Below are 14,671 nucleotides of genomic sequence, written 5' to 3' on the forward strand. Positions count from 1 at the left end.
TCCTTTCTCTATACCATCACGGTTTTAATCTTGTCATATCTCTCGGGAACAGGCATGCCTCACGGACGTTGTCCTCTCCGATCATCTTCATGGTCAGGCGCTCAAGGCCGATTCCGAGACCACCGTGGGGCGGCATTCCGTATTTGAAACAGTCAAGATAATCTTCCATCCCCTCGATGTCCATGCCTTTCTCCGCGATCTTCTTTAAGAGCGTCTCGTAATCATGGATCCGCTGGCCGCCTGTGGTGATCTCAAGACCGCGGAATAAAAGGTCGAAGCTTAAGGTGAATTCCTTGTTCTCCGGATCGTCCATCGCATAGAACGGACGTTTCTTTGACGGATAGTGGGTAACGAAAACAAAATCTGCTCCGTACTCAGATTTGAAGTACTCGCCGATCAGCGCCTCTTCCTCCGGCTCTAAGTCATGTGGGCTTCTGATCTGTCTGTCATACTTTTCAGCGATCAGCCGTTTCGCTTCATCGAAGCGAACGAATGGGATTTTTTCCAAGTTCGGGAGTTCGATCTTTAAGAGGGCAATCTCCTTCGCGTAGTCTTTTTTCAGGAGTTCTATCACATACTGCAGCATCGCCGTCTCCATCTTGCAGATATCCATGAAGCTGTCGATGAATCCCATCTCGAAATCAAGGCTTGTGTACTCGTTTAAATGTCTCTTTGTGTTGTGCTTCTCCGCACGGAACACCGGGCCGGTCTCAAAGACTCTGTCGAACACGCCGACCATCATCTGTTTGTAGAACTGCGGGCTCTGTGCCAGGACTGCCGGTCTGTGGAAGTACTGGAGTTTAAAGAGGTTCGCGCCGCCCTCTGCGGATTTCGCACCGATCTTCGGGGTATGGATCTCGGTGAATCCCTGGCTTGTCATAAACTCGCGGAAGCCGCGGCAGATACCTTCCTGGATGCGGAATTTCGCGCGCTCACGGACGTTCCTCAATGCGATGGCACGGCGGTTTAAGTTTGCCTCCAGGGATGTGGGAAGTTTCCACTTGTCGATGGCAATTGGCATCGGCTCTTCCGGTTTTGAAAGGATCCTTGCATCGGCAAGATGGATCTCAATTCCGTGGGGTGCACGCTCTTCCTTGAAAACAGTTCCAGTCACGCGGACTGCCTGACCTTCACGGATCTCGGAGAGGACTTCCTTTTCGGATCCTGCCTGGATCACGGTCTGTAAGAGACCATCGCGGCTTCTTAAGATCACAAAGGAGATTTCTCCCATATCGCGGATGCTGTGTACCATGCCTTCAACAGTAACTTCGGTACCAACGGACTCTTCTCTTTCCAATTCTTCAAGAGTTTTTACTTTTCTGTCTTCTAATCCTGTTACAAACTCCATAATCTGATCCTCCTAAATTTGTGGGGTAAAATTTGAGGCCTTTTAGCTTGAACAACAAAAATCCCGCCCCGGAGACTTTTGCTTTTAAAAGTTCTCCGGGACGGGATCTATATCACCCGCGGTACCACCCGCATTGCATTTCCATGCCACTCATGAGTCGCCGCTTTCGCTGTCGGACCATCATCCTAACGACTCGGCCGCGTAACGTGCAGCTTGCGTGCTGTCCTACCATCGTATCCGATCTTCGAGCAGCCGGCTCCGGAGCGTTCCCGCCTTTCTCGTTTCTTCCATGCTCTCAGCTGTCACACGGTTCTCTGTAAAGTCTTTCGAAAGGGAGTTTCCTTCAACGCCTTTGTTTGATATCTTTTTGATGTTTTATGTTTTATCAGAGATTTTTGATTCTGTCAAGTGCTTTTAAAGAATTTTCGTAAGTTCCGAATGCAGTGATCCGGAAATATCCCTCTCCGGACGGACCGAAACCTGCCCCCGGAGTGCCCACGATCCCGGCGTTGTTTAACAGGAAATCAAAGAAATCCCAGGACTTCATGTCGTTCGGAGTCTTTAACCAGATATACGGGGAGTTTACGCCGCCATATACGGTAAAACCTGCGTCCTTCAAGCCTGTGTAGATCGTCTTCGCGTTCTTCATGTAGCGCGCGATCTGCTCAGCGACCTGCGCCTTCCCTTCCGGAGAGTACACAGCCTCACCTGCGCGTTGGATGATATACGGAGTTCCGTTGTACTTGGAACCCTGACGGCGCATCCACATAGCGTTTAAGCTTACATCACCGCTCTTTAAGTCCTTTGGAATTACAGCAAATCCGAGACGCATGCCGGTAAAGCCTGCTTTCTTGGAGAAGCTGCGCAGTTCGATCGCACATGTCTTAGCGCCCTCACATTCATAGATGGAGTGCGGGATGCCTGCCTCTGTGATATATGCCTCGTAAGCAGCGTCATAGATGATGACAGCGCCGTTCTTGTTCGCGAAATCCACCCATGCCTGGAGATCTGCCTTCTTGATCGCCTCACCGGTCGGGTTATTCGGGAAGCAGAGATAGATCAAGTCTACATGCTCCCTCGGGAACTCCGGAAGGAATCCGTTGTCAGCAGTACACGGCATATATACGATCTTGTCGAAACGGCCTGTCTCACCGTTGTAAAGACCGCTGCGGCCTGCCATAACATTGGAATCCACGTATACCGGGTATACTGGATCGCATACAGCGACAACGCTGTCCAAGGAAAATAATTCCTGGATATTTCCGCAGTCACACTTTGCGCCGTCGGATATGAAGATCTCGTCAGCAGAGATGTCGCAGCCGTTCTCCTGGAAATCCTCTTTTGCAATAATATTTCTTAAAAAGTCATAGCCCTGCTCCGGAGCGTAGCCGCGGAAAGTCTCAGCATGCCCCATCTCATCGACAGCTTTGTGCATCGCTTCAATGATCGCTGGAGCGATCGGCTGTGTCACATCACCGATTCCGAGACGGATGATCTCCTTCTCCGGGTGCTCTGCCTGGAATGCGGATACTCTCTTTGCGATATTTGCGAAGAGATAGCTGCCCGGCAGATTGGCAAAATTTTCATTGACTTTAAACATGTCTCAAATCCTCTCTTTCTGTAAATGCATGTGGGGTCTGGTTGCCAAATGCCTAGCCGGCTCTGCGTGCAGGCACGCTATCCGGTTAGTCGCTTTGCACCACTTTTATATGTAAATATACCACACATATGCAAAAACTGCAGTAAAAATCCGGCAAATACTTTAACTTTTTGTTACAGTTCAGCCATGCGCTGGTTTGAATGAGAAAGTGTGTTGCAAGCTTGCTTGCATAAGCACTTTTTCATCCAAATCAGCATATGGAGGAACCACCAAGCTTCTTGTTTTCATGAATATGAAAACAAGAAGATATAATGACTGAACTGTAACAATTTTTTTTGCAATAACCAGGTAAAGTGCCGGATGATTACCGACTTGCAGGTCCAGCTTGGCTCTCCGCACACGGCGGGGATAAACATTAATCTTCATGGATCAGCATGGTGACCATATGGGCGCTCTCCGTCATGGTTCTTCCTGTGTCCATGCTGGTCTTCTGGAGATAGCGGTGCGCTTCCGGCTCGGAAAGATGATTTCTCTTCATGAGAAGCTTCTTTGCACGTCTGAGTACGCCCTGCTCCTCCGCACTTTCAACAAAGCCTGCGAAAAGCGGATGTGCATGGTTCGGTCTTGATTTTAATTCTGGATGAGCCTGAATTCCCACATAGAACGGGTGATCCGGGAGCTCGATCATCTCAACGATATGACCGTCCGGGGACTGACCGGAGATCATCATGCCATGGGATGTAAAATCATCGCGGTAATGGTTGTTGATCTCAAAGCGGTGTCTGTGACGCTCATTGATCAATTCTGTTCCATAAAGGGCATATGCCTTGGACTTTTTGTCGAGAACACACGGATAGGAACCAAGACGTAAGGTTCCGCCAAGGTTCTCAATACCGTTCTGATCCGGCATCAGATCAACCACCGGATGTGTTGTATCCGGATTCAGTTCGGAGCTGTTTGCATCCTCATATCCCAGAACATTTCTCGCAAATGCGACCATGGCCATCTGCATGCCGAGGCAGATTCCGAGGAATGGGATCTTGTTCTCTCTCGCATAGTTGGCTGCCAGGATCATTCCCTCGGTTCCTCTGGAACCAAAACCGCCCGGAATAATGATTCCGTCCACACCGGCAAAGGTGTCATCGAGGATCTCCGGAGTTAAGAACTCGGAATCCACCCACTTGATGGATACCTTTGTGCGGTTTGCGATGCCTCCGTGCTTTAATGCCTCCATAACGCTGAGGTATGCGTCATGAAGCTGGATATATTTTCCTACCAGGGCGATGGTCACTTCGCTCGTCGGATTCTTTAACGCGTCCACCATCTGTTTCCAATCGCCGAGCTGCGGCTCCGGGCACGGAATGTTCAGGCACTCACATACGACCTGGGCCAGGCGCTCTTTTTCCATTGCAAGTGGAGCTTCGTATAAATATTCAACATCCAGGTTCTGGAGCACATGATCCTCCGGGACGTTGCAGAATAATGCGATCTTGCTCTCAATGCCATCCTCAAGCGGAACCTCAGTACGGCATACGATCACATCCGGGAAGATTCCCATTCCCTGAAGGGCTTTAACACTCTGCTGGGTCGGTTTTGTCTTTAATTCGCCGGATGCCTTTAAATATGGAACAAGCGTTACATGGATCAGAACTGAGTTCTGGTATCCGATCTCGTGGCGGAACTGACGGATCGCCTCTAAGAACGGCTGGCTCTCGATATCGCCGACGGTACCGCCGACCTCAATGATCGCGATGCGGTCCTCATCCGGGGATTTCGCGCGGTAAAATCTTGCTTTGATCTCGTTTGTGATGTGTGGGATCACCTGTACGGTACCTCCGCCGAAGTCTCCGTGACGCTCTTTTTGAAGAACGGTCCAGTAGATCTTTCCGGTGGTTACGTTGGAGTTCTTATCAAGGCTCTCATCAATGAAGCGTTCATAATGTCCAAGGTCCAGGTCGGTCTCTGTTCCATCGTCTGTGACGAACACTTCTCCATGCTGGATCGGATTCATGGTACCCGGATCAATATTGATATAAGGATCGAACTTCTGCATCGTTACCTGATAACCTCTTGCCTTTAAGAGACGTCCAAGGGATGCGGCGGTAATACCTTTGCCGAGTCCGGAGACAACGCCTCCCGTGACGAATACGTATTTAACTGCCATACCTTACCTCCAAATTTATATTACTGTTAATGTGGGGAAACTGTAGTTTCATATAATGCTGAAAGCCAGCTGCTCCGTGGCTTCGGCACTCCCGCAGCTACCGCCAGCATTCGTAATCCGGGCTATCGCCCTGCTTACCATACCGGCTTGGCCGTCAAATGCCTATTCTTCACTGCGTGCAGGCACGCAGAATGTCTAACCGCTTGACAACGCTTTCAAGTAAAAAAAGGTGACAGAAGTACTAAGACTCTGACACCTTTGTCTAATTCATTCCATCACTATGAAACTTATTTTTACGCAGGATTAATTGCTCATAGGTATTGACTGCGCTAAAAAAATATGGAACTACTATATTCCATTTTTTCAAATTTGTAAAGTAGTTTTTTCGCAGTTTGTTAAAGTTTTTTCATCCAATTCCTTCCATACGGGATTCGCAGCCTGAAAAGACGATTCTTATGTCCTGACATAGAATTGTTTAAAACTGTTTTGACTCCTTGAAACGGCAGAACAACTGTAAGACCATCCGAAACAGAAAAATGTTTAATAATAGGAACGCTGTCTGTGATCAAAAAAAGATTCAAAAAAATGTGTTGACAAATCCTGAAAAACGAGTATATTATACCACCATAAGAGCAAGGGCGCTTGGGTGCATGAAACATACACCCCGGTGCCCTTCTCGCATTTTACGGATCTTCCCCATAACCCCCTATACTTAAATATCGATCCGTAAAGTGACTACTGTCTGTTCCCCACCCCGGAACAGGCAGCAAATCAAGTATAATTTCCCGCATATGGGAGCAAAGAAGTTCCCCAGCGGAGTTGAAAGGAGAAACATCTATGAGCAAAAGCATTCCTGAACTGTATGGAAGTCTTGTATTCAACGACTCCGAAATGAAAGCACGTCTCCCGAAGGATATCTACAAAGCACTTGCAAAGACCATCAACAGCGGTTCCCATCTGGAACTGGATGTCGCAAACTCTGTAGCTGTTGCCATGAAAGAATGGGCTCTGGAGCATGGCGCTACCCATTTCACCCACTGGTTCCAGCCGATGACAGGCATCACCGCTGAGAAGCATGACAGTTTTCTCTCTCCGACCGGTGTCGGCGAAGCAATCATGGAATTTTCCGGAAAAGAACTCGTAAAAGGTGAGCCGGACGCGTCCAGCTTCCCGTCAGGCGGTTTACGCGCTACCTTCGAAGCCCGCGGCTATACCGCATGGGATCCTACCTCTTTCGCATTCATCAAGGGACATACGCTCTGTATCCCAACTGCCTTTTGTTCTTACAGCGGCGAGGCACTCGATAAAAAGACTCCGCTGCTCCGCTCCATGGAAGCTGTCAGCAAAGAAGCTACCCACTTACTCCACATTTTAGGAAAAACAGATGTCAAACGCGTCAACACTACGGTAGGCGCTGAACAGGAATATTTCCTGGTAGACAAAGAGTGCTACCGCTTAAGAAAAGACCTGATCTTCTGCAGACGTACCTTATTCGGCGCTCCGGCTCCGAAGGGACAGGAAATGGATGACCACTACTTTGGTTCCATCAAGCCGAGAGTGGAAGCCTTCATGGAAGAATTAAATGAAGAACTCTGGAAGCTCGGAATTCCGGCAAAGACTGAACACAACGAGGTTGCTCCTGCGCAGCATGAGCTTGCTCCTGTCTTTGAAACCGTCAATGTTGCTGTTGACCACAACCAGCTCGTTATGGAGATGATGAAGAAGGTTGCTGACCGCCATGACCTTGCGTGCCTGCTCCATGAGAAACCGTTCGAGGGCATCAACGGAAGCGGAAAACATAACAACTGGGCACTCTCCACGGATACCGGTGAAAATCTTCTGAATCCAGGAAAGACACCGGCAGAAAACACACAGTTCTTACTGTTCTTAGCAGCCGTTGTGGAAGCTGTTGATGATTATGCGGATCTTTTAAGAATCTCCGTTGCAACGGCCGGAAACGATCACCGTCTCGGAGCAAACGAGGCACCGCCTGCAGTCGTTTCCATGTTCTTAGGTGAAGAGCTGGAGGCTGTTGTCGATTCCATTAAATCCGAAACATATTTTGAAGGAAAGGGTGCCGTTCAGATGTCCATCGGCCCGAAGGTACTCCCGCACTTCACAAAAGATAACACAGATCGTAACCGTACATCACCGTTCGCCTTCACAGGAAATAAGTTTGAGTTCCGTATGCCGGGCTCCTCTTTCTCCCTGTCAGGTCCGAACGTGATCTTAAATACAGCAGTTGCAGAGTCTCTCGCAGGCTTCTGCAAGGTCTTAGAAGGGCTTACCGGCTCAGAGCTTGATTTGGCGATCCACAAGCTTTTAAAGGATACCTTCACAGACCATGCAAGGATCATTTTCAACGGCAACGGCTATACCGATGAGTGGTTAGCGGAAGCCAAGAAACGCGGACTCCCGAACCTGAAATCGACGCCGGAAGCTCTTCCGCATTTAATTGCCGAAAAGAACATCGAGCTTTTCACAAAGCATCATGTATTGACAAAAGAAGAACTCTTCTCCCGTTACGAGATCCTTCTTGAGGATTACGCAAAAACGATCCATATCGAGGCTAAGACTATGGAGGAAATGGTACAGAAAGACTTCCTTCCGTCTCTGTTCTCCTATGTAAATGATCTCGCATGCACAGGCAGCACCAAGAAAGAGCTTGTTCCTGGCATTACAACAAAGGCGGAAGAAAAGCTGATCACAAAGCTCTCCGGACTCGCAGATACGATCTCTGATGAGCTTGATATCTTAAAGGATATGATCGGTACTGCGGAAGGCATGGATGACTACTTAAAGGCTGGTACTTACTACCATGACACGATCCTTGCCGAGATGGAAACGCTCCGTCTGGCTGTCAACGATGCGGAAGTCCTGATCCCGGAGGATTATCTCCCGTATCCGACATACGATGCATTGCTCTTTTACATTTAATTGTTTTGCTCATAGGGAAGACCGCCGGTTACCAGAGAAATCTGGGCCGACGGTCTTTTCGTATCATATTTTACTATGCGCCATTTGCATTTAAAATTGCTGCAATCATTTTCAGCGTCACGTTCTTATCCACTCTGGCATTGCTTTATGAAAGTTTAACTTTCTTGAACTCTTCCATGAAATCAACAATATAGTTTGCTGTGGTCTCGAGCATTTCCTTGCCCCACTCTTCTGTAGCGGTACTCGGATGATCCGGTCCAATCCATCCGTTGTCTGTAACATGCGGAGTTTTGCGGGGAATCTCAACGGTAACTCCCTTATACTCAACAGAACGGAAACCAGTTGTCTTCAGATTATCAGACAGGTGCTTAAACTGGAGTTCACCACCTATCTCACTCTTGTCAACTAAAGACGGATCAATTCCAAGAATCGCAGCTGTTTCCTCACCGCCGCCGTGACCGCCTTTCCATGCTGGGTTCATATCCCATGCCATCAGCCACCAGTTAAGCATAGCAACCAGGCAGCCTTTATCCTCGAATTCCATGCCAAGGCGCTGAATCATCTTGATGTTACCGCCATGTCCGTTCAGAAAAACGAATTTTCTTGCGCCGTGACGATACAGACTCAGGAAAACCTGACGGCAAAACTGATAGAGTACCTCGCTGTCAATATCAATTGAACCAGGATACGGAGCTAAACCTGGGCTGGAACCATATGGAATGGTCGGAGCAATCAAAACATCACTCTTCTTCTCGATTTTCTCCAACAAATGATTTGGAATCAGTGTATCGGTTCCAAGCGGCATGTGACGACCGTGACACTCAATACTGCCGATAGATATAAGTACCATATCATTTTTTTCAAAATATTCCTGTGCTTTCGGCCAAGTCAAATTTTCAAGTCTCATAGTTTCTTTCCTTTCACATAATAATTATTATCTGCTGAAAAATCGGACGATCCGAAAACCAGACAGCCCGACATTCATCAATTACTGTGTTGCCGTTAATTACTGTGCAACCTTAACCTTATCCAAGCTGTAGTAACCATTTGCGTCCATAATGAATCCTTCAACATTTTTATTGATATCTTTCCATTGACATCCCAATTTCGTAATGTCTGAACAGATACGCCTATAATTTTTGAAAATTTATGTATAGAATAATATTTACTCAGAGTATTAACTCCTTTTAATAGTACTCTACCCTATATCCTATAAAACTCAACATCTATCTATATGATTTATCTCAGTCGAGAAGACTCTCACCTCTTCAGGTGGCGAGTAATAACAAATTAGTCTCAGTGGGAGTTAGTCTCCGACTGAGATAAACGCTCCACGAGGATGTACAGTGATTCTGTAAAGAATATGTCAGCTTACGCTGAGCAGAATCACGCACCAAGTCTCACGGACGTTTGACTTAAAATTTAACTGTTAATAACCTCCTGTGCCTCTTTTGCATTGAATTTTTATCTGACAATTTAAAAGTTTCGTACCATTCTTGCTAAAATAAGTATAGTCTATGCCAATAGGATTGTCAATAATTTTAGCTTTCTCTTAACAATAAAAAAAGATATTCATTATTTCGTTAATTTTTTGTATTATTTTTTATTATGACAGCATTTTCAGAAGTTTTCATGACTGCCTAACACACTCTTTTTATGCTTTGGCAATCATATTATAAAACAATAATTATTAATGATATTATTGTGTTCCTTTTGTGTAATAGGAAATTTATTATTGCACAAAATAAAGCTTTCGTTTTTATTAACAATCTATTATAATTATAATGAGTTTTTAGCTAACGGACAAAAACATCCGTGTAACCTTTTTCTACTGGTAAGGAGGAAATGAAACATGCGAAAAATTGGTGGTATGTTCCACTACGAACCCAACACACCTATCGAAAACGGATACTTTTCGCGTATCTGCTCACCTGGTGATGATCTGGCATTTACCATGTCCGGACGATGCGGTATCTATTATTGTTTACAGGATATTGCACGGTACGATACGCGTAAAGTCGCGTATGTGCCTATGTATACCTGTGGAACGGTCCTTGCTCCTTTTAAGAAAGCCGGATATCAGCTGAAATTTTATGAGCTGGACCAGAATTTGCACAGCATTTTTGACACAGCAGTTATCGATGAAATCAGTGTTTTATCTCTTTGCGGTTACTATGGCTTCTGCAACTATGATCACAGCTTTGTTAAAGCCTGCAAAGAAAAAGGAGTTGTTATTTTTGAAGATGCAACTCATTCCATGCTTTCAGCTGACGGTATCGATCCTCTCTGTGATTATTTTGCCGGAAGCTTCCGAAAATGGATGGGGGTTGCCTGCGGGGGATTTGCTGTTAAACGAAACGGAACCTTTGAAACACCTCTTCTGCCGGTAGAATTAACACATCTCAAGCAACGCAAAGAATCCATCGAGACAGAAAACAGAGATATTTTCTGGGAGGGAGAACTTCGACTTCGTCAGATGTTTGATAGCTTTGCCAGTGATGATAATTCAGAATATCTCCTACGCCATGCTGACTTCGATTCCATTTGCAGGACAAGGCGTGAAAACTATGCTGCACTTTTAAAAGCCCTTGCAGCACCGCTTCGCGGTGTGCAGATAGTCTTTTCCGAACTTCCGGAGTCTGCTGTTCCAAGCCATTTCTGCCTGTATGCCGAAAAACGCAGCGAATTACAGCAATACCTGACAGATCACCAGATTCTCTCGACTGTCTACTGGCCAATGGGACCGCTGGTTCATCCGCTACCGGAATCATCAGTACAATACATTTATGACCACATTATATCCCTTCCCTGCGATCAGCGCTTCTCACCTTCTGATATGCAGTATGTCGCGCAGATCTTAATGGATTATTCTGAAAATTTCACGAGATAAATATGCAGGAACAACGAAAAGCTTCAAATGCAAAAAACCAGATACCGCGGTATCTGGCTTCTTGCTGTAGACGAAAAAATCCCCCGGGGGAAAACCACCGGAGGATCTCATAATTCTTAATTAGTCTTCAACTTTAACGATTTCACGCTTGTTGTAGCTGCCGCATGCCTTGCATACTCTATGAGGCATCATTAAAGCACCGCACTTGCTGCACTTTACTAAGTTCATAGCGGACATTTTCCAGTTCGCTCTGCGGCTGTCTCTTCTCGCTTTGGAAGATTTATTCTTAGGACAGATAGACATGGTTACACCTCCTTAAACTGTTTGAAAATATCCTGGATGGCTGCCATCCGCGGGTCAGGAACCCATGTATCACAGCCGCAATCTCCCTTGTTGAGATTTGCTCCACATCTACTGCAGATTCCCTTGCAATTATCCTTGCAAAGGACCTTCATAGGCAGGTACAATGATAACTCATTGCAAACCAGCATATCGGCATCCAGATTATAACCAGATAAATAAGATTGTTCATCCAAGTCCTTCACTCTGTCCTCATCGGAAGCATTCATATCGATCTCCTGGTCAAACTCAATATCTGTGGTGTAATTCACCGGTTCCAGACATCTTGAACAGGGAATCGCAAGAGTCACGGAAGTATTTCCCGTAAGACTCAGCTTTCTGTTTCCAAGGTTTTTTACAGTGATCTTTACCGGGTTCGCAGAAACCACCGGATACTCAACTCGGGAGCCATTGTAAGCTTTCGCTTCAAACGGTACTTCCCAGGTTTTCTCTTTGCCTTCCAGAGTAAAAACTTCAGATAAATTAATCAGCATATTATGTTTCTCCTAATACGCACTAAGATATTATATATGAACAGGAACAATTTGTCAACAATTTTTCTAATAAAATATTAAATTTTAAAAGCTCTATTTTTCATGCATTTCTGCGCTCAAACCATATTCTTGTGACAAATTCTTAACCGCGCCAGAGCGCGCATTAAGAGCACCAGGAACGAAATATTTTCGTACCTGTAAGAAACCCCAGCGTATGTCGTGAGGGCTTCAAAGCCGTCCTGAAGACGTTAAAACCTCCAGACAGCACAGAAGCCAACCCGCTCATCTCCTGCTCTCACAGGGTTCCGAACGGGTCAGCGTCATTGCGAATCAGTTCACCATGCAGATATCCGCACGGACAAACTGTCAAAAATTATTTTACGAGAGCCAGGGTCTCCCTTGCGATCGCAAGCTCCTCGTTTGTCGGGATTACCATAACTTTAACCTTGGAATCCGGTGTGGAGATTACGATATCTTTTCCTCTTACGCTGTTAGCCTCGTCGTCGATCTTGATGCCAAGGTAGGATAAATGCTCGCAAACAGCTTTTCTCATGGACTTGCCGTTCTCACCAAGACCTGCTGTGAATGCGATCACATCTACGCCGTCCATAGCCGCTGTGTAAGCACCGATGTACTTAACAACACGGTAGTTGTAAGCTGCAAGAGCTTTCGCTGCGCGGTCGTTGCCAGCCTCAGCTGCTTCCTCGATGTCACGGAAGTCGCTGGATACGCCGGACAGGCCAAGAACACCGGACTTTTTATTCAGAACGTTCATAACGCCTGCGATGTCGAGGTTCTCTTTCTTAGCGATGAACTCCATGATAGCCGGATCCATATCACCGGAACGAGTTCCCATGATAAGTCCCTCAAGTGGAGTGAGACCCATGCTTGTATCTACGGATTTGCCGTTCTTTACAGCGGAAAGGCTTGCGCCGTTACCAAGATGGCAAACAATGATCTTTAAATCTTCGTACGGTTTTCCGGCAACCTCAGCAGCTCTCTTGGACACAAAGCTGTGGGATGTTCCGTGGAAGCCGTATCTTCTTACTTTGTACTTCTCATAGTACTCGTACGGAAGACCGTAAAGATAAGCCTCCTCCGGCATTGTCTGATGGAAAGCGGTATCGAATACAGCTACCATCGGTACGTTCGGCATAAGCTCCTGGCAAGCGCGGATGCCGATCAGGTTTGCCGGGTTGTGAAGCGGCGCAAGATCGTTGCACTCTTCGATTGCCTTCATAGCCTCATCTGTGATCACTGTGGAAGAAGTAAACTTCTCACCGCCATGTACAACACGGTGACCAACAGCGCCAACCTCTGCAAGGCTTGCAATAACGCCGCTCTTCTTGTTTGTAAGAGCGTCTAATACCATCTGGATAGCCTGTGTGTGTGTCGGCATCGGGGAAACAGTAACTTCCTTCTCTCCGCCTGCCGGCTGGTATGTGATCTGGCTTCCTTCGATACCGATTCTCTCACAAAGACCCTTTGCAAGGACTGCCTCTGTGTCAGAGTTGATTAACTGGTACTTTAAGGAAGAGCTTCCGCAGTTGATAACTAAAATATTCATGACAGATAAAACTCCTTGTTTAAATTAAGTTTAAAAAGGGAACGCCGTCTCCTCATATCGATTATGCGCCGTTCCCTTATGTTGTTGAGCAATTATGGATTAAGCCATCTGAGCCTGTACAGCTGTGAGGGCTACTACACCAACGATATCCTCAGCGGAGCATCCACGGGAAAGATCGTTGACCGGTCTTGCGATACCCTGAAGCATCGGACCATAAGCTTCTGCTTTTGCAAGTCTCTGAACCAGCTTGTAACCAATGTTACCACAGTCAAGGTTCGGGAAGATCAGTACATTAGCATGTCCGGCAACTTCGCTTCCTTTTGCTTTTGCCTTTGCTACGGACGGAACGATTGCAGCATCAAGCTGTAACTCACCGTCAAGGTCAAGCTGCGGGTACTTCTCGTTTGCGATCTTTGTAGCTTCTACAACTTTATCTACAAGTGCGTGTTTCGCACTGCCCTTTGTGGAGTGGGAAAGCATAGCCACGATCGGCTTTTCTCCAACAAGTGCGCGGAAGCTCTTAGCGGAGCTGTCAGCGATTGCAGCGAGCTCTGCAGATGTCGGATCCTGGTTTAATCCACAGTCAGCGAAGAGGAATGTTCCGTTTGCACCGTATTCGCAGTTCGGAACGTCCATGATGAAGAAACCGGATACAAGCTCTGTTCCCGGAGCTGTCTTTAAGATCTGAAGAGCCGGTCTCAATGTATCAGCTGTTGCGTGGCAAGCACCTGCAACAAGTCCGTCAGCGTCTTTTTCTTTTACCATCATAACGCCGTATGTGATGTAGTCTGTCTTTAAGATCTCCTGTGCTTTCTCGAGAGTCATGCCCTTTTTCTCTCTTAATTTGAACAGTGTCTCTGCATAATGGTCGAATTTCGGATCTGTATCCGGATCTACGACTTTAAGACCTGTAAGGTCCACTTCCAGCCAGTGAGCACCATCCATGATCTTCTCCTCTTTTCCGATCATGATCAGGTCAGCTGTCTTCTCCTTTAATACCTGTGCTGCTGCGATAAGAGTTCTCTTATCGTTGCTCTCCGGCAGGATGATGGTCATTACATCCTGTTTTGCCTTTTCCTTCATAAGATCAATAAATGCCATGATGATTGACTCCTTCCTCAATATAGGTTTTCATACGTGTTTTTATTATATCGCAGCTAAATACTGGATACAAGACTATATTCCCCAATTTTTTGCACTTTTTTCAATACCTCTCGTTAAATTAAAAACAATAATAAAAATATAAGAGCTTCGGCAAGCAAAGACTGCCAAAGCTCTTACAATTTCATAGGATCTGTTATCGCCGATCCCTTCCGTCTGGAATATAGAAGA

At 46.4% G+C, this 14,671-nt stretch carries 10 protein-coding genes; 2 read left to right on the forward strand and 8 right to left on the reverse strand.

Annotated elements, in window-relative coordinates; translation table 11 throughout:
* Window positions 1-16 precede the first annotated feature (16 nt).
* From aspS to DW677_RS10815, 3 genes are all read right to left on the reverse strand, one after another.
* Window positions 17-1,348, reverse strand: a complete 1,332-nt coding sequence (aspS, locus tag DW677_RS10800) for an aspartate--tRNA(Asn) ligase (protein WP_117504334.1) — start codon at window positions 1,346-1,348, stop codon at window positions 17-19.
* Between the two features lie 385 nt (window positions 1,349-1,733).
* Entirely contained in the window at window positions 1,734-2,948 is a 1,215-nt protein-coding gene (locus DW677_RS10805; RefSeq protein WP_117504336.1) for an LL-diaminopimelate aminotransferase, read from the reverse strand.
* A 415-nt stretch (window positions 2,949-3,363) separates the two neighbouring features.
* The gene (locus tag DW677_RS10815) at window positions 3,364-5,112 is read right to left on the reverse strand and encodes a CTP synthase (RefSeq protein WP_117470284.1); all 1,749 of its coding nucleotides are present in this window, start codon (window positions 5,110-5,112) and stop codon (window positions 3,364-3,366) included.
* Window positions 5,113-5,949: 837 nt separating this feature from the next.
* On the opposite strand from DW677_RS10815, the gene DW677_RS10820 reads away from it, so the two are divergent.
* Window positions 5,950-8,049, forward strand: coding sequence for a glutamine synthetase III (locus tag DW677_RS10820; protein ID WP_117567206.1), 2,100 nt, complete (start codon window positions 5,950-5,952; stop codon window positions 8,047-8,049).
* Between the two features lie 145 nt (window positions 8,050-8,194).
* Here DW677_RS10820 and DW677_RS10825 read toward each other — a convergent pair whose 3' ends face one another.
* Window positions 8,195-8,956: a creatininase family protein gene (locus DW677_RS10825; RefSeq protein ID WP_117470286.1), complete on the reverse strand. Its 762-nt coding sequence runs from the start codon at window positions 8,954-8,956 to the stop codon at window positions 8,195-8,197.
* A gap of 945 nt (window positions 8,957-9,901) precedes the next feature.
* On the opposite strand from DW677_RS10825, the gene DW677_RS10835 reads away from it, so the two are divergent.
* Complete coding sequence (locus DW677_RS10835) at window positions 9,902-10,939, forward strand: DegT/DnrJ/EryC1/StrS aminotransferase (protein WP_117567208.1); 1,038 nt, start codon at window positions 9,902-9,904, stop codon at window positions 10,937-10,939.
* 120 nt (window positions 10,940-11,059) lie between these two features.
* Here the strand turns inward: DW677_RS10835 and rpmF are convergent, their stop codons facing one another.
* The 4 genes from rpmF to pta form a co-directional block, all read right to left on the reverse strand.
* Entirely contained in the window at window positions 11,060-11,242 is a 183-nt protein-coding gene (gene rpmF / locus DW677_RS10840; protein WP_015554505.1) for a 50S ribosomal protein L32, read from the reverse strand.
* Window positions 11,243-11,244: 2 nt separating this feature from the next.
* Window positions 11,245-11,772, reverse strand: a complete 528-nt coding sequence (locus DW677_RS10845; protein ID WP_117567210.1) for a DUF177 domain-containing protein — start codon at window positions 11,770-11,772, stop codon at window positions 11,245-11,247.
* Window positions 11,773-12,145: 373 nt separating this feature from the next.
* Complete coding sequence (locus tag DW677_RS10850; protein WP_015554503.1) at window positions 12,146-13,339, reverse strand: acetate kinase; 1,194 nt, start codon at window positions 13,337-13,339, stop codon at window positions 12,146-12,148.
* Between the two features lie 99 nt (window positions 13,340-13,438).
* The gene (pta, locus tag DW677_RS10855) at window positions 13,439-14,440 is read right to left on the reverse strand and encodes a phosphate acetyltransferase (protein WP_117470288.1); all 1,002 of its coding nucleotides are present in this window, start codon (window positions 14,438-14,440) and stop codon (window positions 13,439-13,441) included.
* Window positions 14,441-14,671 lie beyond the last annotated feature (231 nt).

Origin of the sequence: Clostridium sp. AM25-23AC (assembly GCF_003435125.1) — a bacterium.
GTDB lineage: Bacteria > Bacillota > Clostridia > Lachnospirales > Lachnospiraceae > Pilosibacter > Pilosibacter fragilis.